Source organism: Streptomyces sp. NPDC005799 (assembly GCF_040630525.1).
Classification (GTDB): domain Bacteria; phylum Actinomycetota; class Actinomycetes; order Streptomycetales; family Streptomycetaceae; genus Streptomyces; species Streptomyces griseorubiginosus_B.
The window spans coordinates 9,235-35,635 of the sequence record NZ_JBEXXQ010000081.1; the positions used below are offsets into that span (position 1 = coordinate 9,235).

Annotated in this window: 25 protein-coding genes, 1 tRNA gene and 1 pseudogene; 15 read left to right on the forward strand and 12 right to left on the reverse strand. The window is 70.0% G+C overall.

Going from position 1 to position 26,401, the window contains the following annotated elements; all coding sequences use genetic code 11:
* From ABZ453_RS46245 to ABZ453_RS46255, 3 genes are all read right to left on the reverse strand, one after another.
* A partial coding sequence (locus tag ABZ453_RS46245; RefSeq protein ID WP_359025396.1) for a DUF4429 domain-containing protein occupies positions 1 to 783 on the reverse strand: 783 nt, incomplete at its 3' end.
* Between the two features lie 57 nt (positions 784 to 840).
* A complete protein-coding gene (locus ABZ453_RS46250; RefSeq protein ID WP_359025360.1) occupies positions 841 to 2,058 on the reverse strand; it encodes an alpha/beta hydrolase in 1,218 nt (405 codons plus the stop codon).
* A gap of 91 nt (positions 2,059 to 2,149) precedes the next feature.
* Positions 2,150 to 2,776, reverse strand: a complete 627-nt coding sequence (locus ABZ453_RS46255) for a TetR family transcriptional regulator (protein ID WP_359025362.1) — start codon at positions 2,774 to 2,776, stop codon at positions 2,150 to 2,152.
* Positions 2,777 to 2,842: 66 nt separating this feature from the next.
* On the opposite strand from ABZ453_RS46255, the gene ABZ453_RS46260 reads away from it, so the two are divergent.
* The 3 genes and pseudogenes from ABZ453_RS46260 to ABZ453_RS46270 form a co-directional block, all read left to right on the forward strand.
* Entirely contained in the window at positions 2,843 to 4,462 is a 1,620-nt protein-coding gene (locus tag ABZ453_RS46260) for an MFS transporter (RefSeq protein WP_359025364.1), read from the forward strand.
* Positions 4,463 to 4,685: 223 nt separating this feature from the next.
* Positions 4,686 to 4,994, forward strand: coding sequence for a small hydrophobic protein (locus tag ABZ453_RS46265; RefSeq protein ID WP_133041252.1), 309 nt, complete (start codon positions 4,686 to 4,688; stop codon positions 4,992 to 4,994).
* A 52-nt stretch (positions 4,995 to 5,046) separates the two neighbouring features.
* A pseudogene (locus ABZ453_RS46270) lies at positions 5,047 to 5,355 on the forward strand (hypothetical protein); the annotation flags it as partial.
* Positions 5,356 to 5,618: 263 nt separating this feature from the next.
* Here ABZ453_RS46270 and ABZ453_RS46275 read toward each other — a convergent pair.
* Complete coding sequence (locus ABZ453_RS46275; RefSeq protein ID WP_359025366.1) at positions 5,619 to 6,356, reverse strand: potassium channel family protein; 738 nt, start codon at positions 6,354 to 6,356, stop codon at positions 5,619 to 5,621.
* A gap of 81 nt (positions 6,357 to 6,437) precedes the next feature.
* Positions 6,438 to 9,185 carry a pyruvate dehydrogenase (acetyl-transferring), homodimeric type gene (gene aceE / locus ABZ453_RS46280; protein WP_359025368.1) on the reverse strand — a complete coding sequence of 916 codons (2,748 nt, stop codon included), beginning with the start codon at positions 9,183 to 9,185 and terminating at the stop codon, positions 6,438 to 6,440.
* 374 nt (positions 9,186 to 9,559) lie between these two features.
* Between aceE and ABZ453_RS46285 the strand changes: the two genes are divergently transcribed.
* From ABZ453_RS46285 to ABZ453_RS46310, 6 genes are all read left to right on the forward strand, one after another.
* A complete protein-coding gene (locus ABZ453_RS46285) occupies positions 9,560 to 9,991 on the forward strand; it encodes a DUF3052 domain-containing protein (protein WP_133041255.1) in 432 nt (143 codons plus the stop codon).
* A gap of 113 nt (positions 9,992 to 10,104) precedes the next feature.
* On the forward strand, positions 10,105 to 10,563 hold the full coding sequence (locus ABZ453_RS46290; RefSeq protein WP_208779636.1) for a peroxiredoxin: 459 nt from the start codon (positions 10,105 to 10,107) through the stop codon (positions 10,561 to 10,563).
* A gap of 113 nt (positions 10,564 to 10,676) precedes the next feature.
* Positions 10,677 to 11,252, forward strand: coding sequence for a TerD family protein (locus ABZ453_RS46295; RefSeq protein WP_133041257.1), 576 nt, complete (start codon positions 10,677 to 10,679; stop codon positions 11,250 to 11,252).
* Between the two features lie 98 nt (positions 11,253 to 11,350).
* Positions 11,351 to 11,926, forward strand: coding sequence for a TerD family protein (locus tag ABZ453_RS46300; protein WP_359025371.1), 576 nt, complete (start codon positions 11,351 to 11,353; stop codon positions 11,924 to 11,926).
* A gap of 49 nt (positions 11,927 to 11,975) precedes the next feature.
* A complete protein-coding gene (locus ABZ453_RS46305; protein WP_359025373.1) occupies positions 11,976 to 13,124 on the forward strand; it encodes a DUF475 domain-containing protein in 1,149 nt (382 codons plus the stop codon).
* Between the two features lie 136 nt (positions 13,125 to 13,260).
* Positions 13,261 to 13,992 carry a Tellurium resistance gene (locus ABZ453_RS46310; protein ID WP_356763491.1) on the forward strand — a complete coding sequence of 244 codons (732 nt, stop codon included), beginning with the start codon at positions 13,261 to 13,263 and terminating at the stop codon, positions 13,990 to 13,992.
* Positions 13,993 to 14,005: 13 nt separating this feature from the next.
* On the opposite strand, the gene ABZ453_RS46315 is transcribed toward ABZ453_RS46310, so the two are convergent.
* Positions 14,006 to 14,806, reverse strand: coding sequence for a TerD family protein (locus ABZ453_RS46315; RefSeq protein ID WP_359025398.1), 801 nt, complete (start codon positions 14,804 to 14,806; stop codon positions 14,006 to 14,008).
* Positions 14,807 to 14,992: 186 nt separating this feature from the next.
* Here ABZ453_RS46315 and ABZ453_RS46320 point away from each other — a divergent pair, with 186 nt between their 5' ends.
* From ABZ453_RS46320 to ABZ453_RS46330, 3 genes are read left to right on the forward strand one after another with little or no spacing between them, the layout of a single operon-like run.
* Positions 14,993 to 16,159 (forward strand): HpcH/HpaI aldolase/citrate lyase family protein, encoded by a 1,167-nt coding sequence (locus ABZ453_RS46320; RefSeq protein ID WP_359025375.1) that lies wholly within the window; start codon positions 14,993 to 14,995, stop codon positions 16,157 to 16,159.
* A 20-nt stretch (positions 16,160 to 16,179) separates the two neighbouring features.
* Positions 16,180 to 18,669 carry a phosphoribosyltransferase gene (locus tag ABZ453_RS46325; protein WP_359025377.1) on the forward strand — a complete coding sequence of 830 codons (2,490 nt, stop codon included), beginning with the start codon at positions 16,180 to 16,182 and terminating at the stop codon, positions 18,667 to 18,669.
* Positions 18,669 to 19,484, forward strand: a complete 816-nt coding sequence (locus ABZ453_RS46330) for an HAD family hydrolase (RefSeq protein WP_359025379.1) — start codon at positions 18,669 to 18,671, stop codon at positions 19,482 to 19,484. The genes ABZ453_RS46325 and ABZ453_RS46330 overlap by 1 nt, the downstream gene beginning before the upstream one ends.
* On the opposite strand, the gene ABZ453_RS46335 is transcribed toward ABZ453_RS46330, so the two are convergent.
* Positions 19,481 to 19,705 carry a zinc ribbon domain-containing protein gene (locus ABZ453_RS46335; RefSeq protein WP_133041264.1) on the reverse strand — a complete coding sequence of 75 codons (225 nt, stop codon included), beginning with the start codon at positions 19,703 to 19,705 and terminating at the stop codon, positions 19,481 to 19,483. The genes ABZ453_RS46330 and ABZ453_RS46335 overlap by 4 nt on opposite strands.
* A gap of 348 nt (positions 19,706 to 20,053) precedes the next feature.
* Here ABZ453_RS46335 and ABZ453_RS46340 point away from each other — a divergent pair, with 348 nt between their 5' ends.
* Positions 20,054 to 21,133, forward strand: a complete 1,080-nt coding sequence (locus ABZ453_RS46340) for an amidase domain-containing protein (RefSeq protein WP_359025400.1) — start codon at positions 20,054 to 20,056, stop codon at positions 21,131 to 21,133.
* A gap of 24 nt (positions 21,134 to 21,157) precedes the next feature.
* Here the strand turns inward: ABZ453_RS46340 and ABZ453_RS46345 are convergent, their stop codons facing one another.
* Both ABZ453_RS46345 and ABZ453_RS46350 read right to left on the reverse strand, forming a co-directional pair.
* The gene (locus ABZ453_RS46345; protein ID WP_359025382.1) at positions 21,158 to 22,531 is read right to left on the reverse strand and encodes a hypothetical protein; all 1,374 of its coding nucleotides are present in this window, start codon (positions 22,529 to 22,531) and stop codon (positions 21,158 to 21,160) included.
* An 81-nt stretch (positions 22,532 to 22,612) separates the two neighbouring features.
* Entirely contained in the window at positions 22,613 to 23,383 is a 771-nt protein-coding gene (locus ABZ453_RS46350) for a DUF4097 family beta strand repeat-containing protein (RefSeq protein ID WP_359025384.1), read from the reverse strand.
* A gap of 221 nt (positions 23,384 to 23,604) precedes the next feature.
* Between ABZ453_RS46350 and ABZ453_RS46355 the strand changes: the two genes are divergently transcribed.
* Positions 23,605 to 23,676 (forward strand) — tRNA-Val (locus ABZ453_RS46355).
* 44 nt (positions 23,677 to 23,720) lie between these two features.
* Here the strand turns inward: ABZ453_RS46355 and ABZ453_RS46360 are convergent.
* The 3 genes from ABZ453_RS46360 to ABZ453_RS46370 all read right to left on the reverse strand — a co-directional run bounded on the left by ABZ453_RS46360 (position 23,721) and on the right by ABZ453_RS46370 (position 25,367).
* Entirely contained in the window at positions 23,721 to 24,065 is a 345-nt protein-coding gene (locus ABZ453_RS46360) for a hypothetical protein (RefSeq protein WP_359025386.1), read from the reverse strand.
* Positions 24,066 to 24,195: 130 nt separating this feature from the next.
* Entirely contained in the window at positions 24,196 to 24,816 is a 621-nt protein-coding gene (locus tag ABZ453_RS46365) for a dihydrofolate reductase family protein (RefSeq protein WP_359025388.1), read from the reverse strand.
* Positions 24,817 to 24,926: 110 nt separating this feature from the next.
* Positions 24,927 to 25,367, reverse strand: a complete 441-nt coding sequence (locus tag ABZ453_RS46370; protein ID WP_359025390.1) for a VOC family protein — start codon at positions 25,365 to 25,367, stop codon at positions 24,927 to 24,929.
* A 355-nt stretch (positions 25,368 to 25,722) separates the two neighbouring features.
* Here ABZ453_RS46370 and ABZ453_RS46375 point away from each other — a divergent pair, with 355 nt between their 5' ends.
* Positions 25,723 to 26,241: a GNAT family N-acetyltransferase gene (locus ABZ453_RS46375; RefSeq protein ID WP_359025392.1), complete on the forward strand. Its 519-nt coding sequence runs from the start codon at positions 25,723 to 25,725 to the stop codon at positions 26,239 to 26,241.
* Positions 26,242 to 26,401 lie beyond the last annotated feature (160 nt).

The window sequence follows — 26,401 nt, forward strand, 5'->3', positions numbered from 1 at the left end:
CAGCTCCCCCTGATCCCGTTGGCGCCCGGCTTTGTGGGGGGGGGCGGGGGGGCCGGCCCCCGCGGGGGGCTCGCGCCCGCGGCCCACCCCCGCCAGGACGGCCGCCGCGAACGGCAGCGACTCGTGCACCGGCCCGTATCCCAGGCCGAACAGCACGGCCGCCGGATCCTGGTCGGGCTGCGCGGGCGCCTCGGCCCCGTCCCGCCGCAGCAGCCGGAGATGACCTTCGAAGACCTCGGGGGAGCGCCACTCGACCCCGCTCAGCGCGGTGACCGGAAAGCTCTGGTCGCCCGCCTTCCACTTCGCCGACGACGCGCCCGTCCAGAACCACCGGAAGTTCACGGTCCTGCCGTCGAAGAACGCCTTCGCGTCGTACGCCTTGAACTGCCGCGGCGCCTCGGGAGCGGCCACCAGGAAACGGTCGGCGGGCTCGTCACCGTCGCTCAGCGCGGACTTCAGCTCGTCGGCGTAGTACTCGGCGAGGGTCTCGCGCTCGCTGGGCAGCACCAGCCGGTACGGGTCGCACCCTTCCTTCAGCTGCCCGGCCGCCGCCTCCAGCAGCGGGTCGGCTCCGGCCCGCAGTTCGGCCCGCAGCACCACCGTGCCCCGTCTGCCCGGGGCCAGCGTCACATCCGACACCGCTTCCAGCGGGATCCGCCGTTCCCCCAGCGCCTGGAAGAGCTTCGGTGTTCGCAGGCCCCGCTCGTAACGGATGAGCACGGAGTCGGACTCGAACTCCCAGGCGGCATGAAATCCGGCCAGTACGTCACCCATGCGGCTCATCGTATGCACGAACCGTTCCTTCGTCGCCACCCCGCACAGACCGCAGTTTCTGCGGTGCTACGCGCGTTGGGCCGCCGCCGCGCCGGACAAACCCGCGCGGCACGCCCCATCATCGTGCGCACACCGCACCGAGCGGTACGCGCCAACGCCGATCTCCGCGAAGTTCAGCAGGCTGTCCGTGCCGGGCTCGAAATAGCCCGCGTGCCCCTTGGCGCGCTGCGCCGACAGCACCCGCGACCCGAACGCGGACGACACCGGATCCGCCCCGTGCCCCAGGCCGCCGAGCTCCAGGTACGGCACGTCCTGGATCCAGTCCGAGGCGTCCCGCATCGCCCACACCCGGGCGGAGGTGTGCAGGTGCGCGGCCTTCTCCACCCGCATCCCGGGGCTTCCGGCCACCGCTATGTCGGCCACCCGGCGCGGCAGCGCGTGCGCGGCGACCCCGCACACCACCGAGCCGTAGCTGTGGCAGAACAGCGACACCGGCGCGCGGCCGGGCAGGGCCCGCAGCAGGGCGTTCAGCCGAAGCGCGCCCTGTGCCGCGCGCACGCCCGTCGCCGACTCGATGCCGAGTCCGGCCGGCGCCGTGTAGTCGGCCCAGGCGATCACGGCCGTACGTGTGCCGGGGCTCGCCGCCCGCTCGGCCGCGTACAGCGACTTGGCCATGCCGACCGGCGCCGAATACGGGCGGTAGGTCCTCTGGAAGGTGAGCAGGTCGGTGTCGACGCCGGGGACGACGACCGACACGCGCTGGGCGCGCTGCAGGTCGCCCAGCACCTCGGCGACGCGCCCGGAGGCCTCCGGATCGAAGGCGAGGATCTGCCGGCCGCGGCTCATCAGCTGCTCGTAGCGGTGCATACGGCGGCCCGCCTCCTGCTGCCCGGCGGGCGTCAGGCGCGGGTCGTGCATGCGCTTCAGCTCCACCTTGCGCTGCCGGCCGAGCGCGAGGTGGTTGGCCTCGTAGCGCAGGGCGACGGGCGCGCCGTTCATGTTGCCGACCGCGAGCGGGTAGCGGCGGGCGAGGACGGTGCGCTCCTGGGCGGTGAGCGAGGCGAAGAACCGGGACAGCCGCGCGGGGGTCGCGTCGGGGTCCGGCAGCCGGTGGCCGTGCAGGCGTCCGTGCTCCCACGAGGAGAGCGAGGCCTGCAGGGGGGTCGTCACGCCGTGGCTGCGCAGAGCGGTCCATCCGGTGGTCGCCAGCATCACGAAGACGACGGACAGGGCCAGCAGTGCGCGCCAGACGTTCAGTTGCGGGGAGGTGTCGAAGGAAGTCACTGGGAGGACACACTAGGAGAACGAGAGGGTCTCGCGTGAGCCGAGTGACGGGTATCACGTTTCGATAAACGCGCGACCGCCTGATCGTGTCTCAGCGTGCCCGCCAGTTCTCGGTGAGTGCCTGGCCCACCTGTTCGAGGTACGACACGGTCAACGCGCGCATCTCCTCCAGGCCGAAGTCCCCGCGCGCCACCCACTGCCGCTCCGTCACCCGCATCACTCCGCCGAACACCGCCACCGCCAGCCGCGGCCGTGGATCGGCGTCCACGTCCACGCCCTCCCGCTGGGCGAGCACCCGCGCGAGAGTCTCCTCGATCTCCTCGTTGCGGCGCAGATGCGCGGCCAGCAGCACCGGCGTCGACTCGACGACCCGGTACAGACGCAGGTACAGCTCCACCGGTACGACGGCCTCGATCACCTCGTGCAGGGTTGCCCAGCCCTCCAGCACCGACCGCCGCAGCGCCTCCATCGGCGCCTCGTCGGCCGGCCGCTCGCGGACCGCCTCGACGAACCGCGTCACCACCAGCTCCTGGAGGGCGAGCGCGGCCTCCTCCTTGCCGGCGAAGTAGCGGAAGAAGGTGCGCTGCGAGACGTCGACGGCCTCGGCGATGTCGTCGACGGTGGTGCCCTCGTAGCCGCGGGTCGTGAACAGTTCGACGGCGGCCCGCAGCAGGGCGTCCCGGGTGCGCTGCTTCTTGCGTTCGCGCAGTGTTTCCATGAGTGTCAGTTACCGACTTCTGATTTGATTCGTCAACTGTCAGTGGCTGCCATTAGCCTCGAACGCATGACTAGTCAGACCATCGACACGACGGGGTCGGGGGGCGACGCGCCGGAGGTCCCGTCGGACGGGTCGCCGTCCTCGTCCGGACTGCGCGGCCACCCCTGGTTCACTCTCATCACGGTCGCGGTCGGCGTCATGATGGTGGCCCTGGACGGCACCATCGTGGCCATCGCCAACCCGGCCATCCAGAAGGACCTCGGCGCGAGCTTCGCCGACGTCCAGTGGATCACCAACGGCTACTTCCTCGCCCTCGCGGTCTCCCTGATCACCGCGGGCAAGCTCGGTGACCGCTTCGGGCACCGCCAGACCTTCCTGATCGGCGTGACCGGCTTCGCCGCCGCCTCGGGCGCCATCGGCCTGTCGAACAGCATCGCCGCGGTCGTCACCTTCCGTGTGCTGCAGGGCCTGTTCGGCGCGCTGCTGATGCCGGCCGCGCTCGGCCTGCTGCGGGCCACCTTCCCGGCCGAGAAGCTCAACATGGCCATCGGCATCTGGGGCATGGTCATCGGCGCCTCCACCGCCGGCGGCCCGATCCTCGGCGGAGTGCTCGTCGAGCACGTCAACTGGCAGTCGGTGTTCTTCATCAACGTGCCGGTCGGCGCCATCGCCCTGGTGCTGGGCCTGCTGATCCTGCTCGACCACCGCGCGCAGAACGCGCCGCGCTCCTTCGACATCCTCGGCATCGCGCTGCTCTCCGGCGCCATGTTCTGCCTGGTCTGGGCCCTGATCAAGGCGCCGACCTGGGGCTGGGGCGACGGCAAGACGTGGACGTTCATAGCCGCCTCCCTCCTCGGCTTCGCCCTCTTCTCCTTCTGGGAGACGAAGGTCAAGGAGCCGCTGATCCCCCTCGGCCTCTTCCGCTCGGTCCCGCTCTCCGCGGGCGTCGTCCTGATGGTCCTGATGGCCATCGCGTTCATGGGCGGCCTGTTCTTCGTGACGTTCTACCTGCAGAACGTGCACGGCATGAAGCCGATCGACGCCGGTCTCCATCTGCTCCCGCTCACCGGGATGATGATCGTCGGCTCGCCGCTCGCGGGCGCGCTGATCACCAAGCTGGGCCCGCGGATCCCGCTGGCCGGCGGCATGGCGGCCACCGCGATCGCCATGTACGGGATGTCGACGCTGCAGACCGACACCGGCAGCGCCGTGATGTCCCTCTGGTTCGCTCTGCTCGGCCTCGGTCTCGCGCCGGTCATGGTCGGCGCGACGGAGGTCATCGTCGGCAACGCGCCCATGGAGCTGTCGGGTGTCGCAGGTGGTCTGCAGCAGGCCGCGATGCAGATCGGCGGCAGCCTCGGTACGGCGGTGCTGGGTGCGGTGATGGCCTCCAAGGTCGACGGCGACCTCGCGGGCAACTGGAAGGACGCCGGTCTTCCGCCGCTCACCCCGGCCCAGCTGGACCAGGCCTCCGAGGCGGTCCAGGTCGGTGTGGCGCCGGTGGCCAAGGGCACGCCGGAGGCGGTCGTCGCGAAGATCACGGACGTCGCGCACGACACCTTCATCTCCGGGATGAGCCTGGCGTCCCTCGTGGCCTGCGGTGTCGCGGTGGTCGCGGTCTTCGTCGCCCTGCTCACCAAGCGGGGTGCCAACGCGGACGCGGGCGCCGGAGTGGGCCACATCTGAGGGGACTTCAAGGAACTTCCCCTATCAGGGTGAAGCGGCTAAAGATCCCTCGCTTCCGGTCTGCGCCGCAGGTCACAGTGGGTCAGGCCCTCCGGAGAGGGCGGACCGGTGCTGCGGCGCGCTGCCGGAGGGGGACAGCGCGCCGACAGTCCGATGATTAATCGCCGATCCGGGGGTACCCGCATGCTTGAACCCCGAACAGACCCCGGGGTTCAGGGAGTTGATGATGGCGGGCTTCGGACACGGAACGCGCAGGTACCCCCGGTCACGTAGCCGGACGTGGTCACGGACCGGGCCGGATCGCGCAACGCTCGGAATCATCGGAGTCATCTGCGCGGTCGCTGGGTTCTTCGTGTTGGGGATCATCCTCGGCCCCGTGGCGATCGTCTGTGGTTGGCTCGCCATGGGCCGCAGTTGGGCGGGCAGCCGCTCGCTTCCGGCCCTGGTCGCCTTCGTACTGGGCGCCATTGACACGCTCCTGGCGATCGTGTGGTTGGCAGGGGCGGCCACCCCGGGCAACGGTTTGTTCTGACCCGGGGCAAGGTGAGGGAAGGGCCCCCGGTGGATGGACCGGGGGCCCGCCTCATGCGCGGGGTCGAGGTGGCCGGAGGTGGTCACGGACCGGGCCGGATCGCGCGGCGCTCGGAATCATCGCCGGGGGTCTGGGGGTGTCCCCCAGAGAGGTCGGTATCTGCGCGGTCGCTGGGTTCTTCGTGTTGGGGATCATCCTCGGCCCCGTGGCGATCGTCTGTGGTTGGCTCGCCATGGGCCGCAGTTGGGCGGGCAGCCGCTCGCTTCCGGCCCTGGTCGCCTTCGTACTGGGCGCCATTGACACGCTCCTGGCGATCGTGTGGTTGGCAGGGGCGGCCACCCCGGGCAACGGCTTGTTCTGACCCGGGGCAAGGTGAGGGAAGGGCCCCCGGTGGATGGACCGGGGGCCCGCCTCATGCGCGGGTCGAGGTGGCCGGAGGTGGTCACGAACTCGTCGCCGGGGCCCGAAGATCGGCGTTTGCGCGGTCGCGGGCTTCTTTGTGCCGGGATCGGTCTCAGTCCCGTGCCCCGGGCGGGCAGTCGCTCGATCCCAGCCCTGCGAGGACGGGGGTCTGCCCCCATGCGCCGGTCGGGCCGGGGTCCTCAAGCCGCGGGGACGCTCCTGTCACGGTCTGCCCGACAGTTCGCGGAGGGCGGCGACCTCGGCTCTGAGGGCTCGGACTTCTGCGGTCAGGGACTCGATGGCCTGGGTCTGGCGTTGTTCTTCCGCGTCGTCCTTCTCGAAGCGGGCCAGGAACCAGGCGGCGATGTTGGCGGTCACCACACCCAGCAGCGCGATGCCGGAGAGCATCAGGCCGACGGCGATCATGCGGCCCAGGCCGGTGGTCGGGGCGTGGTCGCCGTACCCCACGGTCGTCATGGTCGTGAACGACCACCACAGCGCGTCACCCAGCGTCCGGATGTTCCCGTCCGGCGAGTCCCGCTCGACGGACAGCACGGCCAGCGAGCCGAACATCAGCAGCCCGACGACCGCCCCGCCGACGTACGTCGTCAGCCTGATCTGGTTGGCCATCCGCGCCCGGCGCCCCACCAGCATCAGCGTCGCGACCATGCGCAGCAGCCGCAGTGGCTGGAGGATCGGCAGCACGACCGCGCACAGGTCTATCCAGTGCCGGCGCACGAACTCCTTGCGGCGCCGGGCGAGAGCCAGCCGCGTCATATAGTCCGCGGCGAAGGCCCCCCACACCACCCACTCGACCACCGTGCACACCTGCGTCAGCGCATGCCCCGCCGAGTGGTCCACGATCGGCACGGCATACGCGACGGCGAACACCACGGCCAGCCCCAGCAGCGGCCGTTGGGTGAGGTGCTCCCAGCGCGCCTGCGCCGTTTCTTGCTCCATGCCCGCATCGTAAGGAAACGCCGATGGGCGGCGGGACCACAGTCCCGCCGCCCATCGACTCACCGGCCCCCGGTCACGGCACTACGCGTCGCCGCCCGCCGCCCCGGGATCCGCGGCAGACGCGTCCAGCAGCTGGTACCGGTCGATCGCCTGCTTCAGCACCGACCGGTCCACCTTCCCCTCCCGCGCCAGCTCCGTCAGCACCGCCACCACGATCGACTGCGCGTCGATGTGGAAGAACCGGCGCGCCGCACCGCGGGTGTCCGCGAAGCCGAACCCGTCGGCCCCCAGCGACTGGTACGTCCCCGGCACCCACCGGGCGATCTGGTCCGGCACCGACCGCATCCAGTCGGACACCGCCACGAACGGCCCCTGCGCCCCCGACAGCTTCTGCGTGACGTACGGCGTCCGCTGCTCCTCCTCGGGGTGCAGCAGGTTGTGCTCCTCCACCGCCACGGCCTCGCGCCGCAGCTCGTTCCAGGAGGTGGCCGACCAGACGTCCGCCTTGACGTTCCACTCCTCGGCGAGGATCCGCTGCGCCTCCACCGCCCACGGGACGGCCACACCGGACGCGATGACCTGCGCCGGGATCGACCCGGAGGTGCCCTCGGAGAGCCGGTGGATGCCCTTGAGGATGCCCTCGACGTCCACGTTCTCCGGCTCGGCCGGGTGCTGGATGGGCTCGTTGTAGACGGTGAGGTAGTAGAAGACGTCCTCGCCGTGCGGATGCTCCTCGGACCCGCCGTACATCCGCCGCAGACCGTCCTGCACGATGTGCGCGATCTCGTAGGAGTACGCCGGGTCGTAGGCGACGCAGGCGGGGTTCGTCGAGGCGAGCAGCTGCGAGTGGCCGTCCGCGTGCTGCAGACCCTCACCGGTCAGGGTCGTACGCCCCGCGGTCGCGCCCAAGACGAATCCACGCGCCAACTGGTCGGCCATCTGCCAGAACTGGTCACCGGTGCGCTGGAAACCGAACATCGAGTAGAAGACGTAGACCGGGATCAGCGGCTCGCCGTGCGTCGCGTAGGCCGAGCCCGCCGCGATGAGGGAGGCGGTGCAGCCGGCCTCGGAGATGCCGTCGTGCAGCATCTGGCCCGTCGGCGACTCCTTGTACGCGAGCAGCAGATCGCGGTCCACCGCCTCGTACTGCTGGCCGAGCGGGTTGTAGATCTTCGCGCTCGGGAAGAAGGAGTCCATGCCGAACGTGCGGTACTCGTCCGGCGCGATCAGCACGAAGCGACGCCCGAGCTCCTTGTCCCGCATGAGGTCCTTGAGGAGACGGACAAAGGCCATGGTCGTCGCGATCGACTGCTGGCCCGAGCCCTTCTTCACGCTCGCGTACGTCTTGTCGTCCGGCAGCGCGAGCGGCTTGGAGCGCACCACACGGGTGGGGACGTAACCACCGCACTGCTTGCGCTGGTCGTGCATGTACTGGATCTCTTCCGAGTTCCGGCCCGGGTGGTAGTACGGCGGGGCGCCGGACTCCAGCTCCTTGTCGGAGATCGGCAGGTGCAGCCGGTCGCGGAAGCGCTTGAGGTCGTCGACCGTCAGCTTCTTCATCTGGTGCGTGGCGTTGCGGCCCTCGAAGTTGGGGCCCAGCGTCCAGCCCTTGATGGTCTTGGCGAGGATGACCGTGGGCTGGCCCTTGTGCTCCGTGGCCGCCTTGAACGCCGCGTAGATCTTGCGGTGGTCGTGACCGCCACGCCCCAGGTGCAGGATCTGGTCGTCGGTCATGTTCTCGACCATCGCGCGCAGCCGCTGGTCGTCACCGAAGAAGTGCTCACGGATGTACGCGCCGGACTCGGTGGCGTACGTCTGGAACTGGCCGTCCGGCGTGGTGTTCATCTTGTTGACGAGGATGCCGTCGCGGTCCTGGGCCAGCAGCGGGTCCCAGGAGCGGTCCCAGATCAGCTTGATGACGTTCCAGCCGGCGCCCCGGAAGACCGACTCCAGCTCCTGGATGATCTTGCCGTTGCCGCGCACCGGGCCGTCGAGGCGCTGCAGGTTGCAGTTGACGACGAAGGTCAGGTTGTCCAGGCCCTCGCGGGCGGCGATGGACAGCTGGCCGAGCGACTCCGGCTCGTCCATCTCGCCGTCGCCGAGGAATGCCCACACCTGCGACTTCGACGTGTCGGCGATCCCGCGCGCCTGCATGTAGCGGTTCATCCGCGCCTGGTAGATCGCGCCGATCGGGCCGAGGCCCATCGACACCGTCGGGAACTCCCAGAAGTCCGGCATCGAGCGCGGGTGCGGGTAGGAGGACAGGCCGTTGGGGGCCTTCGACTTCTCCTGGCGGAAGCCGTCCAGCTGCTCCTCGCTGAGCCGGTCGAGCAGGTACGCGCGCGCGTAGATGCCGGGGGAGGCGTGGCCCTGGAAGAAGACCTGGTCGCCGCCGAGACCGTCGTCCTTGCCCCGGAAGAAGTGGTTGAAGCCGACGTCGTAGAGGGACGCGGAGGAGGCGAACGTGGCGATGTGGCCGCCGACCCCGATGCCGGGACGCTGGGCGCGGGAGACCATCACCGCGGCGTTCCAGCGGGTCGCGTTCAGGACCTTCCGCTCGATCTCCTCGTTGCCCGGGAAGAACGGCTCGGCCTTGGTCGGGATCGTGTTCACGTAGTCCGTGCTGCGCATCTCGGGCACGGCCACGCGCTTCTCGCGGGCCCGCTCGATCAGCCGCAGCATCAGATAGCGGGCCCGCTCACGGCCGCGCTCGTCGACGGCGGCGTCGAGGGAGTCGAGCCACTCCTGGGTCTCCTCGGGATCGAAGTCAGGAACCTGACTCGGAAGGCCGCCAATGATGATCGGGTTGCGATCGGATCCGGAAGCCACGCTGTTCCTTACCTGTCAGAGGGCTGCTGTGGGCTGCTGAGGGCTGCATTTGAGCTGCTTTTCGGTGTGCCTGCACCGTTCCCCATCGTGTACCTCGGGAAAGCAAACGTCATCTCTACTGAGAGGTAACCGAGATCCGCAACAGGAGTCCCGGGTTCCCAATGCCGCAAACCGGGCACAACGGTGTGGTGTAGGTCACTGGCGGCGTGGGCGTCGTGGCTGGAGTTGCGGTGACACGGCCAGGAACGTCACCGTTTCGGCGGTCTGAACGGCCGGGTACTTGCGCGATCCGCCCCGCCCGTGTGGACTACGGCCAATGCTTCGCGCACGCGCGTGGCTGAGACATACCCAAAGACAAGATCAGGAGGCAACCCGTGAGCGCGACCGCGGACCACGCGGAGACGAGCCCTGCCGTGAGGCTGGGGTTCCAGCCCGAGCAGGTGGTCCAGGAGATCGGCTACGACGACGACGTAGACCAGGAACTCCGCGAGGCCATTGAGGAAGTCATCGGCAGTGACCTGGTGGACGAGGACTACGACGACGTCGCCGATGCCGTGGTGCTCTGGTTCCGCGACGACGACGGCGACCTGACCGATGCGCTGGTGGACGCCACCACGTACATCGAAGAAGGCGGGTCGATCCTGCTCCTGACGCCGAAGACCGGCCGGGACGGATACGTCGAGCCGAGCGACATCTCCGAAGCCGCGACGACGGCGGGGCTGTCGGCCTCCAAGAGCGTCAGCGTGGGCAAGGACTGGAGCGGCAGCCGGCTGGTGACGCCGAAGGCGGCCAAGTCCAAGAAATAGCCACCCACCCACGGACGGGCCGGGCGTCGTACTCGGCCCGTCCGCCGGCCCCCGGTGATCGCTGCGTAGGGTGGATGCCACCCGAACAGCCCACCGAAAGGGACGGAACTTCGATGGCGATCCAGGTCGGCGACAAAGCCCCCGACTTCGAGCTCAAGGACAACCACGGCGCCACGGTGAAGCTCTCCGACTTCCGTGGCGAGAAGAACGTGGTCCTGCTCTTCTACCCCTTCGCCTTCACCGGTGTGTGCACCGGTGAGCTGTGCGAGGTGCGCGACAACCTGCCGCAGTTCGAGGACCGCGGCACCCAGGTGCTCGCGGTCTCCAACGACTCCATCCACACCCTGCGCGTCTTCGCCGAGCAGGAGGGCCTGGAGTACCCGCTGCTCAGCGACTTCTGGCCGCACGGCGAGGTCAGCCGCGCGTACGGCGTCTTCGCCGAGGACAAGGGCTGCGCGGTGCGCGGCACCTTCGTCATCGACAAGGACGGCGTGGTCCGCTGGACCGTCGTCAACGCCCTCCCCGACGCCCGTGACCTGAACGAGTACGTCAAGGCCCTCGACACCCTGTGATTTCTTCGGTGGCAAGCCATGCGTACGACGGGAACCCGTCACTAGGATCGATTCGTTGATCCGATGTCAAACGCACGGCGGGGCTCCCCGCCCTGGACACCAATGGAGGACTCGTGGGAGTCAGCCTCAGCAAGGGCGGCAACGTATCGCTGACGAAGGAGGCCCCGGGCCTGACCGCGGTGCTCGTCGGTCTGGGCTGGGACGTCCGGACGACGACCGGCACCGACTTCGACCTCGACGCCAGCGCGCTGCTGCTGAACAACGCGGGCAAGGTCGCCAACGACCAGAACTTCGTCTTCTTCAACAACCTCAAGAGCCCCGACGGCTCGGTCGAGCACACCGGTGACAACCTCACCGGTGAGGGCGAGGGCGACGACGAGGTGATCAAGGTCAACCTCGCGGGCGTCCCGGCCGACGTCGACAAGATCGTATTCCCGGTGTCGATCTACGACGCCGAGAACCGCCAGCAGTCCTTCGGCCAGGTCCGCAACGCGTTCATCCGCGTCGTCAACCAGGCCGGCGGACAGGAGATCGCCCGGTACGACCTGAGTGAGGACGCCTCCACCGAGACGGCCATGGTCTTCGGCGAGCTGTACCGCAACGGCGCGGAGTGGAAGTTCCGCGCCATCGGCCAGGGCTACGCCTCGGGCCTGCGCGGCATCGCCCAGGACTTCGGCGTCAACGTCTGAGACGCGCCTCGCCCGTCCGGCGCCGCGCCGTTTACGCGCGGCGCCGGACGCGCAGGACAAGCAGCAGAGAAGCACCGACTCGGGGAGGGACCAGCATCATGGGCGTCACGCTCGCCAAGGGGGGCAACGTCTCCCTGTCCAAGGCCGCGCCGAACCTCACCCAGGTGATGATCGGGCTGGGCTGGGACGCGCGTTCCACCACCGGCGCCGACTTCGACCTGGACGCCAGCGCGCTGCTGTGCAGCGGGGGACGGGTGCTGGGCGACGAGTGGTTCGTGTTCTACAACCAGCTCAAGAGCCCGGACGGCTCGGTGGAGCACACCGGTGACAACCTCACCGGTGAGGGCGAGGGCGACGACGAGTCGATCCTGATCGACCTCGCCAGGGTGCCGGCCCAGTGCGACAAGATCGTCTTCCCGGTCTCGATCCACATGGCGGACGAGCGCGGCCAGACCTTCGGCCAGGTCTCCAACGCGTTCATCCGTGTCGTCAACCAGGCCGACGGACAGGAACTCGCCCGCTACGACCTCAGCGAGGACGCCAGCACGGAAACGGCCATGATCTTCGGCGAGGTCTACCGCTACCAGGGCGAGTGGAAGTTCCGTGCAGTCGGTCAGGGGTACGCGTCGGGGCTCCGGGGCATCGCTCTAGACTTCGGAGTCAATGTTTCGTAAAGCCGGGTACGGCGCGGCGAGACCCGTACCACACACGATTGGGTAGCCAGTGCTTCTGAAAACCTTCGGCTGGTCGTTCGCGATTACCGCGCTCGGCCTGGTCGCCGCGGTCTTCTACGGGGGGTGGGAGGCATTCGGCATCGTGGCGATCCTCGCCGTCCTCGAGATCTCCCTGTCGTTCGACAACGCTGTGGTCAACGCCGGGATCCTGAAGAAGATGAACGCCTTCTGGCAGAAGATCTTCCTCACGGTCGGCGTTCTCATCGCCGTGTTCGGCATGCGGCTGGTCTTCCCCGTCGTCATCGTCGCGGTCACCGCCAAGATGGGTCCCATCGAGGCCGTCGACCTCGCCCTCAACAACAAGGACCGGTACCAGCAGCTGGTCACCGACGCCCACCCGGCGATCGCCGCGTTCGGCGGCATGTTCCTGCTGATGATCTTCCTGGACTTCATCTTCGAGGACCGGGACATCCAGTGGCTGCGCTGGATCGAGCGCCCGCTGGCCAAGCTCGGCAAGGTCGACATGCTGTCGGTCTGCATCGCCCTGATCGTCCTGCTGGTCACCTCCTTCACCTTCGCCACCCACGCCCACCAGCACGGCGGCGGCCACGTCGACAAGGCGCAGACGGTGCTGATCGCCGGCATCGCGGGTCTGATCACGTACATGGTCGTCGGCGGCCTCTCCGGCTTCTTCGAGGACCGCCTGGAGGCCGAGGAGGAACGCGAGCACGAGGAGGAGGAAGAGGCCGAGCGCAGCGGCAGGAAGAAGCCGGCGATCGTCCTGGCCGGCCAGGCCGCCTTCTTCATGTTCCTGTACCTGGAAGTGCTGGACGCGTCCTTCTCCTTCGACGGCGTCATCGGCGCCTTCGCCATCACCAACGACATCGTCCTGATGGCCCTGGGTCTCGGTATCGGCGCGATGTACGTCCGCTCGCTCACCGTCTACCTGGTCCGCCAGGGCACCCTCGACGACTACGTCTACCTGGAGCACGGCGCGCACTACGCGATCGGCGCGCTGGCCGTGATCCTCATGGTCACCATCCAGTACCAGATCAACGAGGTCATCACCGGCCTCGTCGGTGTCGTCCTGATCGGCTGGTCCTTCTGGTCCTCCGTGCGCCGCAACCAGAAACTGGCGGAGGCCGAGGGAAAAGGGACGGGCTCGGACGAGAAGGCTGAGGTCTCGGCCCCCATCTAGGACTCGGTTCACCTCCGGCCGGCTCGCCGGGGTGTGACACACATGTGGGTGAGGGAACGCTCTGAGCGGGGCGGCCGGGCCTCCGGCCGCCCCGCCGGTCGTTCGGGTGACGTGCGGGGCACTAGTGGGGGCGGGAATGGGCTTTCTGGACGGACTGTGGCGCGGCCGTGAGGTCGACTTCGACTCGGGCAGCGCGGCGACGAACGCGATCGAGCTGACCAAACGACACCACTACGTGTCCCTGACCAAGCAGCAGGCGGCGAGCGGGCATCTGCGGGTCAACCTGAGCTGGCGGATGCGGACGTCCGACATAGGCGGCTCGCAGCGCGAGTCGTTGCTGCGACACCCGTTGAAGGCGCTGCGCCCGCCGGAGGTCATGGGGCACAGCCAGAGCATGGTCAACGTGGACCTCGACCTGGGATGCCTGTACGAGCTGACCGACGGCTCCAAGGGCGTCGTACAGCCCCTCGGGGCCTACTTCGGGGACGTCAACGCGCCGCCTTACGTCAAGCTCAGCGGCGATGACCGGTTCGGGTCGGGCTCCGGCGAGGACATGTACATCAACCTCGACCACCGGGAGCAGATCAAGCGCCTGCTGGTGTTCGTGTACATCTACGACCAGACCCCGGCGTTCGACCGCACGCACGCCATCGTGACGCTGTACCCGAGCAACGGGCCGCGCATCGAGATCCACCTCGACGAACGGCACCCCCAGGCCCGGTCCTGCGCGGTCGTCATGATCGAGAACGTGAAGAAGGAGCTGGTCGTGCGACGGGAGGTCAAGTTCGTCTACGGCTTCCAGGCGGAGCTGGACCGGCTGTACGGCTGGGGGCTGCAGTGGGGGCGGGGTTACAAGACCAAGGTGTAGCGCCCCGCACCCGTCAGGGCCGGATGAACTGCGGCCCCTGCGGGGGCAGCCGGAAGTCCGGGTTCGGGAGCGTCGCCACCGGCGGCGGATAGCCGTAGCCGGACTGGTTGCCCGGGCCCGCCGCCGTCGTCGCCGGGGTGGGCTGCGGGTAGCCGTAGGCCGGCTGGGTCGTCGCGGGCTGCGGGGGGAAGCCGTAGGCCGGCTGGGGCGGGACCCCGGTGGGCTGTTCCGGCGGCAGCGGCTGGGGCTGCGCCGCCGACGGCTCCGGGTCGGACTCGTCGACGGAGATGCCGAAGTCCGTGGCCAGGCCCTTGAGGCCGTTGGAGTAGCCCTCGCCCAGCGCCCGGAACTTCCAGCGCTTGTCGCGGCGGTAAAGCTCGCCGCAGATCAGCGCCGTCTCCTTGCCGGTCTGGGGCGTGATGTCGAAGTAGGCCAGCGGCTCACCGTCGGCGACCGAGGCGTCGTACAGCAGGATGCGCAGGCCCTGTACGCGGTCGAAGGTGACGTCGTCCGCCGAAGCGACCAGGAGAATCTGGCTGACGTCGGGCTCGACACCGGCCAGATCCGTCTGGATCGTATCGGTGGGACCCTCGGCGGTGCGTTTCTTGCCGAGGAGCCTGACCTTCCCGGAGGGGTGCCGGGGCTGGTTGTAGAAGACGAAGTCCTCGTCGGAGCGCACACGGCCGTCGGGGTTGAGGAGCAGCGCGGAGGCGTCGACCTCCGGGACCCCCTGCCCGGGCGTCCAGCGCAGCACGGCGCGCACCGCCGTGGCCTCGAGCGGGACGTTCGACCCTTTCAGCATCGCGTGCGTCATAGCGGTCATCCTGCCTTCTCGGTCCTGGTCACGACAACGCGGGGGCGGCACCGCACTACGGGTGTGTCCGTGGGCGTTACCGGAAATTCATGCCCGACGGGAACCCCTGACATGGGCCGGTACGTACTATTACCGGCCACCTGTTCTCAGAATCCACAGGCTTACCTTGTGCCACGGGGGAGTTTTATGCGTCATTTCGGGCACATCGCCCCGGAGGTGCGGCGGCGTCTTTTCCATCAGGAGCCGTGCGAGTTCGGCACGGACTCCCCGGCCCGGCTGCTCTCCGCGGCCCTGGGCGCCACGCTCTACAGCCCGGCGACCCGGCCCCGGCTGGCCGACGACATCGTCAAACAGGCCGGGCACGGCGTCGTCTCGATGGTGCTGTGCCTGGAGGACTCGATCGACGACGCGGACGTGCCGGCCGGGGAGGAGAACCTGGTCCGCCAGTTCGCCGACCTGGCCACCAGGGACTCCGGCTGCCTCCCGCTGCTGTTCATCCGGGTCCGCACGGCCGAGCAGATCCCCGACCTCGTGTCGCGACTGGGCGCGAACGCGCGGTTGCTGTCCGGATTCGTGTTCCCGAAGTTCACCGAGGAGCGCGGCATCCCCTTCCTGGAGGCCCTGGCACACGGCGAGAGCGCGAGCGGCCACCGGCTGTTCGGGATGCCGGTGCTGGAGACCCCCGAGCTGATGTACCGGGAGTCGCGGGTGGCCGCCCTCGAGGGCATCGCCCGCACCGTCGACAAGTACCGCGACCGCGTGCTCGCGCTGCGCCTCGGCGTCACCGACTTCTGCGCCTCCTACGGTCTGCGCCGGGCCCCCGACATGACCGCCTACGACGTCCAGATCGTCGCCTCCGTGATCGCCGACGTGGTGAACATGCTGGGCCGGGCCGACGGTACCGGCTTCACGGTGACCGGGCCGGTGTGGGAGTACTTCCGCGTACCGGAGCGCATGTTCAAACCGCTCCTGCGCACCAGCCCCTTCCTCGAGGGGCAGGCCGTCGAACTGCGCGAGAAACTGATCGAGCACGCCATGGACGGGCTGCTGCGGGAGATCTCCCTGGACCAGGCCAACGGCCTGCTGGGCAAGACCTGCATCCACCCCACCCACGTCCTGCCCGTGCACGCGCTGTCCGTGGTCAGCCACGAGGAGTTCAGCGACGCCGTGGACATCCTGCGGCCCGAGCGGGGCGGCGGGGGCGTGCTCAGATCGGCGTACACGAACAAGATGAACGAGGTGAAGCCGCACCGCGCCTGGGCCGAGCGGACCATGCTCCGGGCCGAGGTCTTCGGCGTCGCGCGCGAGGACGTCAGCTTCGTGGACCTGCTCGCCGCCGGCATACCCGGCTGAATCTCACCAATCAGGGAATCATGATCAACGCAGTGAACGACGGGGTCTGGTCCGGGACCTGGGTCGCCCAGCGACTCGGGCTCGAACTCGTGGGCGACGACGAGCTCAAAGACCTCCTGGGCCTGGCCCTGCGCCGCAACCCCAAGCGGGCGCACCTCCTCGTCTCCAACGTCCTGGGCAAACACGTCCCGCAGTCGCCGTCGGTGGTGTACGGCTACGGGTTCGCCCTGGGCCGCAGGGTGCGGGAGCTCCTGGGGGCCGAGGAGGCCCGCGAGGCCGTCGTCCTCGGCTACGCGGAGACCGCGACGGGGCTGGGCCACTCCGTGGCCGACGGCATCGGCACCGCCCCCTACCTCCACTCGACGCGTCGGCCGGTGGCAGGGGTCGCGGCGGCGGGGGGGTTCGAGGAGTCCCACTCCCACGCCACGTCGCATCTCCTGCTGCCGGAGAACCCCGGCCTGCTCGCGGGAGACGGCCCCCTGGTCCTGGTCGACGACGAGTTCTCGACGGGCAACACGGTCCTGAACACGATCCGGGATCTCCACGAGCGCTATCCGAGGGACCGGTACGTTGTCGTGGCCCTGGTCGACATGCGATCACCTGCGGACGCGGGCCGCTTGGACGACTTCGCGAGGGAGATAGGCGCGAGGGTGGACCTGGTGACGGCCGCTTCCGGCACTGTCAAGCTGCCGGAGGATGTGCTGGCAAAGGGACAGGACCTTGTAGCTCGGTTCGAGGTGACCCACCCAGGGGCGCGGGGCGGTGCTGAATTTGCGGCTACCGCCGCGTGGGCGCGACCAGCCACGGACAACCCGCCCCCGACCGCCAAGCGGCTGGACCTGCTGTGGCCCCGCAACCTCCCCGACGGCGGCCGTCACGGCTTCACACCAAGCCACCGCACCCGCCTCGAACACGCCCTCCCCGCCATGGCCGCCCGCCTCGCGGAGGCACTCCCGACGGGCGCCCGCCGCGTACACATCCTCGGCTTCGAAGAGCTGATGTACGCCCCCCTCCGCCTCGCCCGCGAACTGGAACAGATCACCGACGCCGAGGTCACCTACTCCACCACCACCCGCTCACCGGTCCTGGCCGTCGCCGACCCGGGCTACGCGATACGCAGCCGCCTGGTCTTCCCCGCCCACGACGACCCGGCCGACGGTCCCGGCGACCGTTACGCCTACAACGTCGCCGGCGCCGGTTTCGACGCCGTCGTCGCGGTCGTCGACTCCCGCGCGGACACCCCTCAACTCCACGCCCCCGACGGCCTGCTGGCCCAGCTCGCCGCCCACACCCCGCACGTCTCGCTCGTGGTCGTGCCCTCGTACGTCCCCGACGTCCCCGAAAGGCACGCCATGCTGCCCGAGCCCCTCCGCGGCCCCGCCTTCTCCTCGTACCCGCCCGACGAGGTCGGCTGGCTGCTCCAGGACCTCTCGGACGTGACGCTGGAGGCGCCGACCGAGGAGCGGGAGGAGGCCATCCAGAGCGGCGGCGCGCACTACGCGGAGTCGCTGCCGGTGGAGTACCAGCCCAGCGAGCAGTACCAGGAACTCTTCCACGCGGCCCTGGAGTCGACCGCCTCCCGTCTCGCGCAGGCGGTCGGCGCCGTCACCGAGCTCGTGCTGGCCGAGCGGTCGCCCCGGCCCGTGCTCGTCTCGCTGGCCCGCGCCGGCACCCCCGTGGGCGTGCTGATGCGCCGCTGGGCCCGGTTCCGGCAGGGACTGGACCTGCCGCACTACGCCGTCTCCATCGTGCGCGGACGCGGCATCGACGCCAACGCCCTGCGCTGGCTCGCCGACCGGCACGACCCGCGGGACGTGGTGTTCGTCGACGGCTGGACCGGCAAGGGCGCGATCACCCGCGAACTCGCCGACGCCGTCAAGGAGTTCGAGACCTCCGACGGGATCACCGGCTTCGACCCGGAGATCGCGGTCCTGGCCGACCCGGGTTCCTGCGTACGGACGTACGGCACCCGGGAGGACTTCCTGATCCCCTCGGCCTGCCTCAACTCGACCGTCTCCGGCCTGATCTCCCGCACGGTCCTGCGCGCGGACCTGGTCGGCCCGCACGACTTCCACGGCGCCAAGTTCTACCGCGAACTGGCGGGCGCGGACGTCTCCTTGGAGTTCATCGACGCCGTCGCCGCCCGCTTCCCGGAGGTCGTCGACGCGGTGGACGCGCAGGCGAAGGAGCTGCTGTCCGGTGACCGCGAGCCCACCTGGGAGGGCTGGGCGGCCGTCGAGCGGATCAGCGAGGAGTACGGCATCCACGACGTCAACCTCGTCAAGCCGGGCGTCGGCGAGACCACGCGTGTGCTGCTGCGCCGGGTGCCGTGGAAGATCCTGGCGCGGGCCGGGGCGGGCGCCGACCTGGACCACGTACGGCTGCTCGCCGGGCAGCGGGGGGTGCCCGTCGAGGAGGTCGACGAACTGCCGTACACCTGCGTGGGGTTGATCCACCCGAAGTACACGCGCGGTGCGACCGGTGCCGACGGCCTGGCGGTGAACGTCTGATGCCGGTGCTGGTGGCGAGCGACCTGGACCGGACGCTGATCTACTCCCCGGCGGCCCTCGCGCTGACCATGCCGGACGCGCGGGCGCCCCGGCTGCTCTGTGTGGAGGTGCACGAGAGCAGACCGCTGTCGTTCATGACGGAGACGGCGGCCGCGCTGCTGACCGACCTGGGGGACGCGGCGGTGTTCGTGCCGACGACGACCCGTACCCGCAAGCAGTACCTGCGCATCAACCTGCCGGGCCCGGCCCCGAAGTACGCGATCTGCGCGAACGGCGGCCACCTGATGGTGGACGGCGTCTCCGACCTGGACTGGCACGCGCGGGTCACGGCCCGGCTGGCGGACGAGTGCGCCCCGCTGGACGAGGTCCGCGAGCATCTGCTGGCCACGGCCGACCCGGCCTGGGTGCGCAAACACCGGGTCGCCGAGGACCTGTTCGCCTATCTGGTCGTCGAGCGGGAGCTGCTGTCGGAGGAGTGGGTGAAGGAGCTCGCGGTCTGGGCGGAGAACCGCGGCTGGACGGTCTCCCTCCAGGGCCGCAAGATCTACGCCGTGCCGAAGCCCCTGACGAAGAGCGCGGCGATGAGGGAGGTCGCCCGCAGGACGGGCGCGGAGCTGACCCTGGCGGCGGGCGACTCCCTGCTGGACGCGGACCTCCTCCTCGCCGCGGACCGGGGCTGGCGCCCGGGCCACGGCGAGTTGGCGGAGGCCGACTGGACGGCCCCCGCGATCACGGCACTGCCGGAGCGGGGCGTCCTGGCGGGGGAGCGCATCCTGCGGGAGTTCCTCAGGGCGACCTCGACGACGGCCGGTTAGCCGCAGCACCCTCCACCGCAGCACCCGCCGCCACCCCCGCCGCCGGCCCTCGGCGCCGCCGCGGGGGTGGACGCCGTGCCCCCGACGGCCACCGTCGACAGAAGCTTCACCGTGTCCTCATGTCCGGCGGGGCAGGAGGCGGGGTCGGAGGACCGGGCCATCGGCCGGCTGACTTCAAAGGTGTCGCCGCAGGTCCGGCAGCGGTATTCGTATCGAGGCATGTTCCCAGGTTAGCGGGGGGATAAAGGCGGAACCTGTGACTCAAGTCACAAGGCTGCCATGTTCTCTCCTGTTCGGTATGTGATCGTTCCTGTCGGATTCGCATATGGAGAAGTTGCGAAGATCGTCGATATTTTCCGGTCGTGACCCGGAGAGCACAACGCACGGGCCGGCCGGCTGACCACCGCTGCCCGCGCCGCCGCCGGGCGGCACCCAAACGGTCCCCCTGGACGGCGTTACGCCGCTTACGCCCCGCCTACCCCCACCCGAGCCGCCGCGGCTGGCGCCGCTGGCTGCCCTCCTGGCGGCAGTGGCTCGGCGGTTTCCTGGGAGCCGTGGGGCTGACGGGCATGTTCCTGGCCGTCGCCTACGCCGCGACCTGCCGCGCAGCGACGTCGCCGCGGGCCACCACGAGCGCCTTCGGCCGCATCGCGGACGCCGTCCTCACCGACCGTACGGCCGCGCTGCTCGACACCCCGCAGCCGGCCGCCCGTACCTCCCTGAAGGCCACCGGTGGCGTGCGGTTGGCGTCCACGCTGGCCAAGTCCGAGTCCGGTGCGGCGACGTCGCTGCGCGGCACCCGCTCGCGGCTCGCCGCCCTCGGCGAGGCGTACACCGCCGCCGACACCAAGGTCACCGTCAACAGCGCGCGGCTGCGCGGGCGTACGGCCACCGTCCGGGTCACCGAGACCACCACGCTGACGTACGCGAAGATACGCGGCGACGAGCCGCCGACCACCGGCTTCACCGCGCACCACGAACTCACCTTCACCACCGCTGCGGACGGCGGCTGGCAGCTCACCGGTGAGCGCCTCACCGACACGGGCCCCCGCCCCGTCAACGAGCCCGCCCCGGCGGCTCCCGCGGCCAAGGTCCGCCCGAGCGCCGTCATCGACGCGCCCCGGGCCGCGATCACCTACCCGGCACCGGCGGCCCCGAAGAACCTCGCTACGTCGACGCCGTACGACTACTCGGCGATGGTGACCTACGCGGAGAAGTACTGGAAGAACTACAACACCGCCTACCGCAAGTACAACGGCATGGGCGGTGACTGCACCAACTTCATCAGCCAGGCGCTGTTCGCCGGCGGCTGGAAGAAGGTCACCAGCTCCACCCAGGAGTACGGCACGTGGAACTCCGGGACGTCGAGTGACACCGACACCTGGATCGGCGTCAACGAGTGGTCGTGGTTCACGCAGACCGCCAAGCGGACGACCGCGCTCGCCAACGCGTACCAGATGGACCTCGGGGACGTGCTGCAGATGGACTTCGACAAGGACGGGTCGAAGGACCACACCATGATGACGACGTACCGCAGCACCAGTGGCGTGCCGTATCTGACGTACCACGACACGGACACCTACCGACGGACGCTGTCGAGTCTGATCGCCTCGTACCCGAACTCGGCGTACTACGCCTACCGCAGCTAGTCAGGCTGCCCCGGGGGCGGTCGCTCAGTGGCCGCCCCCACGCTCCTCCCGGATCCGCGCGACCACGTCCGCGACCGTCCGGCGGACCGCCTCCGTCTCGGTGAGGAAGTGCCAGTAGTCGGGGTGGCGGCCCTCCAGGGCGGTGACGGCCCGGTCCAGCCGGGCCACGGAGTCGTCCAGGGGACGCGCGTGGCGCGGATCCGGCGTGGACCGGCCCGTCATCGCCAGGCGTTGGGCGTCCCGGATCGCGAAGCGGGTTCTGTCGATCTCCTGCTGGGGGTCCTTCTGTACGGCGTTCAGCCGCTGGAGGCGGTCCCGGGCCGCCGAGACGGACTCGTCGGTGGTGTTCAGCAGGGCCCGTACCGTCGACAGCAGGGCCGTGGCGTCCGGCCAGCGCTGGGCGTCGCGGGCCGCCTGGGCCTCCTTCAGCTTCAGCTCGGCCTGCCGGACGTTCTCCGCGGCCTGCTCCGGTACGTGCTGCAGGTCCTGCCAGCACGCCGCCGAGAAGCGTCGCCGCAGCTCGCTGAGGACCGGCTCCACCTGGCCGGCGCGCGTGGTGAGCGCCTGGGCGCGGGTGCGCAGGGAGACCAGACGGTGGTCGATCTCGGCCGCCTTCTCCGGCAGGCGTTCGGCCTCCGCCCGTACCGCCCCGGCCTCCCGGGCCACCCGCTCCGCCCGCTCCAGCGTCTGCGGGACGCCGTGCTGTCCGGCGCCCTGGTTGAGCTTGGTCAGCTCGGGGCCGAGCGCGGCGAGACGGGCGGCGAGATCGTCCGCCCTCAGACCCGATCCCCGTACGGCGTCCAGGGCGTTCGAGGCGGCCAGCAGCCCCTGCCGGGCCCGCTCCACCGCCGGTGCCAGCCGGGCCAGTTGGGTCTCCGCCTTGCCCAGGAGCGGGCCGAGGCTGTCGCCGAAACGGTCCAGCTCCCGCTTGACGTTCAGCAGCTCGTCCTTGGCCCGGGTCAGCTCGGTGCGCGCGTGCGTGGCGGCCGAGGCCTCCAGGTCGTCCCGGTCGAGATCGTGGGCGTCCACGGCGTCGATGTAGCGGTGGCTGACCTCGTCGATGCGCCGTCCCAGCGCCTCGAAGTCGGAGACGACCCGGCGGGCGGCGGGGGAGTCGTCCACGGCCGTGATCGTCTCGATCGAGATCCGCAGGTCCCGCTGGGCGGTGTCCAGCTCGTAGAACGCGGCCGCCGCCGCGTCCTTCGCCGCCTGCGCCTCCGCCCGCTGGCTCTCCGCCCGCCCGCCGAACCAGCGCCGGGTCCCGCCGCCGGCGAACGCGGCGAGCAGCACGGGCGCGGCGACAAGGGGGAGGGCGATGAGGGTGAGGGTGTCCGTGAGCGCCTTGCGGTGTGCCCGTGGCACCGACGGCGAGTACGGCTTCGAAGGTGTCGCCGTCACATCCCTCTCCCGTGCTGTCATCCGTCCTGGCGGGTACCGGGTTTCATTCTCCCACCCGTGAAGGACGAACACACGGGCCGGTCAGTTCACGGTCTTCACCGTGACCTTGCCGTCGGAGGTGCGCGCGGAGACGACGTGCGAGCTGGAGTCGTCCCGGGGCACCGACACGTCCACCGAACCGTCACCGGTCTTCGTCGTCACCCGGTACGTGGCCCGGGGCAGCGCGACGGTGACGGAACCGTCGTGACTGCCGGCGTCCACGAGGTCCGGTACGGCGCCCAGGGTGAGGTGCACCGAGCCGTCGCCGCTCGCGGCCCGGACCTGCCGGGAGGAGACGTCGGCGTGCACGGATCCGTCGGCGGTGCGCAGCGTCAGAGGGCCGGTGGAGTCGCTGACGTGCACGGATCCATCGCTCGTACGAATGCTGAGGGCGTCCTCGAAGCCGCGGGCCCGCACGCTCCCGTCGCCGTCCTCGACCTTCACGGTGACACCGCGCGGGACCTCGATCCGGTGCTTGGCCGAGCAGTCGGCGACGACACCGGAGCACTTCATCCGCAGCGTCAGCCGGTCGTCCTTCATCGACCAGGTCACCTTGGGGCCCTTGCCGATCGCCACGGATCCCTGGAACCACCGTGTCACCTCGACCTGCCCCGCCTTGTTGCCGTCCGCGGCGACGATCTCCAGCGCCGAGTCGTCGGAGTCGACGGTGAGCGTCTTCCCCGCCAGGGCGAACGTCCGGTGGTCCGGTGTCTTGTCGTCCCCGGCGGAGGCTCCGCACGCGGCGGTCCCCCCGATCAACGCGACGGCGACGACACCCAGCGCCCCCCGGGCGACGTTGCTGCGACTGGCCATGAGGATCTCCCCCTGAGACGGACTTCCCGCAACGGACTGCTTCCCGAAACGGACTGTTGAGGCTCTACGACCGTACGGAGCGGGGAGCCGGAGGGGGATCCGGGACGCTCCCGGATGCGGGGTGGGGTTATCCCCCCGACCGGGCAGGATGTACCGGGCAGGATGTTCGAAACGGGTTTGCGGGGCACTGCCTCCGGCAAGGTAGGCTGTCGACTCGTCTCGGGTGCGTAGCTCAGGGGTAGAGCGCCTGCCTTACAAGCAGGATGTCGGCGGTTCGAAACCGTCCGCGCCCACCGCATGAGAAGACCCCGGCCGTCTCGGCCGGGGTCTTCCGCGTTCACTCCCGCGCCGTCTCCCTCTCCCCGTGCGCGTGCTTCAGCCTTGTGCGGGCGTCCACCCGGTCGTCGGTCGTGACCTCGGTCCAGAAGCGGTGCGTGGTGACGAACACCGCCAGTTCGTGCTCACGGCGGCGGAGCTTCTCGACCTCGGCCTGCTCGTCGGGCGTCCAGCCCGGGGAGGCGGGCCGCTCCACCTTGCGCCAGCCGCCGGTGTCACTGAAACCGTCCAGGGGCTCGACCGACCAGGGGAGACGCTTGAGCAGGGCCGACAGCTCGGCCCGGACCTGATGCAGCTCCTCCTGACCGGCGAGGAGGTCACTGGGGAAGTCATAGGTCGTTGCCACGCCACAATGCTACGCCTGTTCGAATTTGGGATGCGAGTTCCTTCGGGGGGTTCACACGAACGAGGGGGGTTCACACGAACGAGGGTGAGAGGAGTTCGGCCAGTGGCGTTTCGGTGCCACCGCCCTCCGCTCAGCACCGCACGCGATAGGTCACGTGGGTGACCGCGCTCGCCGCCCGGGACTCCACCTGCTCGAGACGCAGGGCGGGGACGCCGTCGAACAACCGTGTGCCGGCGCCGAGCGTGAACGGCACGATGTGCAGCCGCAGCTCGTCGATCAGGCCCGCGGCGAGGTACTGGTTGACGGTGGTCGCGCCGCCCTGGACGGACACGTCGCCGCCCTCGGCCGCCTCACGCGCGCGTGCCAGCGCGGATTCGATTCCGTCGGTCACGAAGTGGAACGTGGTGCCGCCCTTCATCGGCTGCGGGTCGCGCTGGTGGTGGGTGAGCACGAAGACCGGGGCGTGGAACGGCGGATCCTCGCCCCACCAGCCGTTCCACGCCCGGTCCCACTCGCCGCGCACCGGGCCGAACATGTTGCGGCCCAGGACGAACGCCTTGGCGGCCGTCATCCGCCCCAACTCGGTCCGGTTCTCCTCGGGGGTGTCGAACATCCAGGCGTGCAGCCGTCCGCCCCACCCGTCACCGCCGTCGTCGCCGAACGGCCGCTCCTCGCTCTGGTTGAGCCCCGCCGCGTACCCGTCGACCGAGATCGAGAGATCGCAGGTCACCCTGCCCCTACGTCCGCTCATCGCACTGCCCTCCTGATCGGTGGCGACCTGCCGCCGCCCCCGCGACGAGCCTCCTGACCCGCCCACGACCGGTAGACCGTCCCGGGTCCCCGAACTCATCGCCCCGCCCTTCAGCCGATTTCCTCGGCGAGTCCGACGACGATGCCCTCGGGGCCGCGGACGTAGCAGAGGCGGTAGACGTTCTCGTACCGGACCACTTCGCCGACGAGTTCGGCGCCGTGGGTGCGCAGGCGGGTGAGGGTGTCGTCGAGGTCGTCGACGGCGAACATGACGCGACGGATGCCCAGCGTGTTCGCCGGCGCGTCCTTCGGCTCGGCGGTGATCGCCCTCGGCGTGTGGAACCTCGCCAGTTCGATGCGGCCGTGTCCACCCGGGACGCGCAGCATGGCGACGTCCTGCCGGACGCCGTCCAGCGCGATGACCTGTTCGACCCACGGTCCCTCGATGGGCCCCTTGCCCTCCAGTTCCATGCCGAGTTCGACGAAGAAGGCGATGGCGGCATCGAGGTCGTCGACCACGATGAGGACGTTGTCCATCCGCTGGATCGTCATGCCGGGGCTCCTTGGGTGTTGGGTGCTGAATGAGGCGGGCGGTCCGGGTGGTCCGTCCGTCTCCGGGACGGAGGTGGTGGGCCGTTCTCGACATCCTCCGTCGAGCCGGGTGGCACGGCTGAGTGGTTTGTCGGGGGGAAAGCCGGCCGGGGGGTGCGGCTGTCGGGGATCGGTGGGCGATGTGTCGGCGGGGGCCGGAAGGGTGGGTGGCACACGTTCGCAGCATCGGTGGCAAGGGAGCCCGCCTCATGTCGTTCACGTCCTCCAGTCCGTCCGCCTGACCGAGACCGCCCTGGAGTCGATCAGGTCCCGGGTGCCCGGGGGGACTGTCAGACCCGGGTCCTATGGTGGCGGCATGGAGATCACGGGTGGGGAGCGGCAGGTGCGGCTCGAGCCTTGGGGCGAAGGGGACCTGTGGTTGTTGCGCAGGCTCAACAGCCCTGAGATGACCGAGCACTTGGGCGGGCCGGAGAGCGAGGAGAAGGTCGCCGCGCGCCACCGCCGCTACCTCGCGCTGGGGGACGGCCAGATGTACCGGGTCGTGTCGACGGAGGGCGGGGAGACGGTCGGGTCCGTCGGGTTCTGGGAGCGGGAGTGGCGGGAAGGCGTGGTGTGGGAGACGGGGTGGGGCGTGCTGCCCGAGTTCCAGGGACGCGGGCTGGCCGTCGCGGCGGCCCGGGGCGTCATCGCCGCCGCCCGGGAGGCCGGTGAGCACCGCTATCTGCACGCCTTCCCGAAGGTGGACAACGCCCCGTCGAACTCCGTGTGCAGACGAGCCGGGTTCACCCTGCTCGGTCGGGTCGACCTGGAGTACCCGAAGGGCCACCCGATCAAGTCCCACGACTGGCGAGCGGACCTGCACGAGTCGCCCTGACCGGGTTCACACGGGCTGCGCCCCGACGCTGCTCACACGCAACCGGCGCCCTCGGCGCCTGGCTCTGGGGGGTGCCCCTATCTCTTTCGTCAAGGGGCGGGGCGGTTGATTGGTGATGTTTCAGGCGGCTTGGGGGACGGCTTGAGGTTCGAAGAACGTG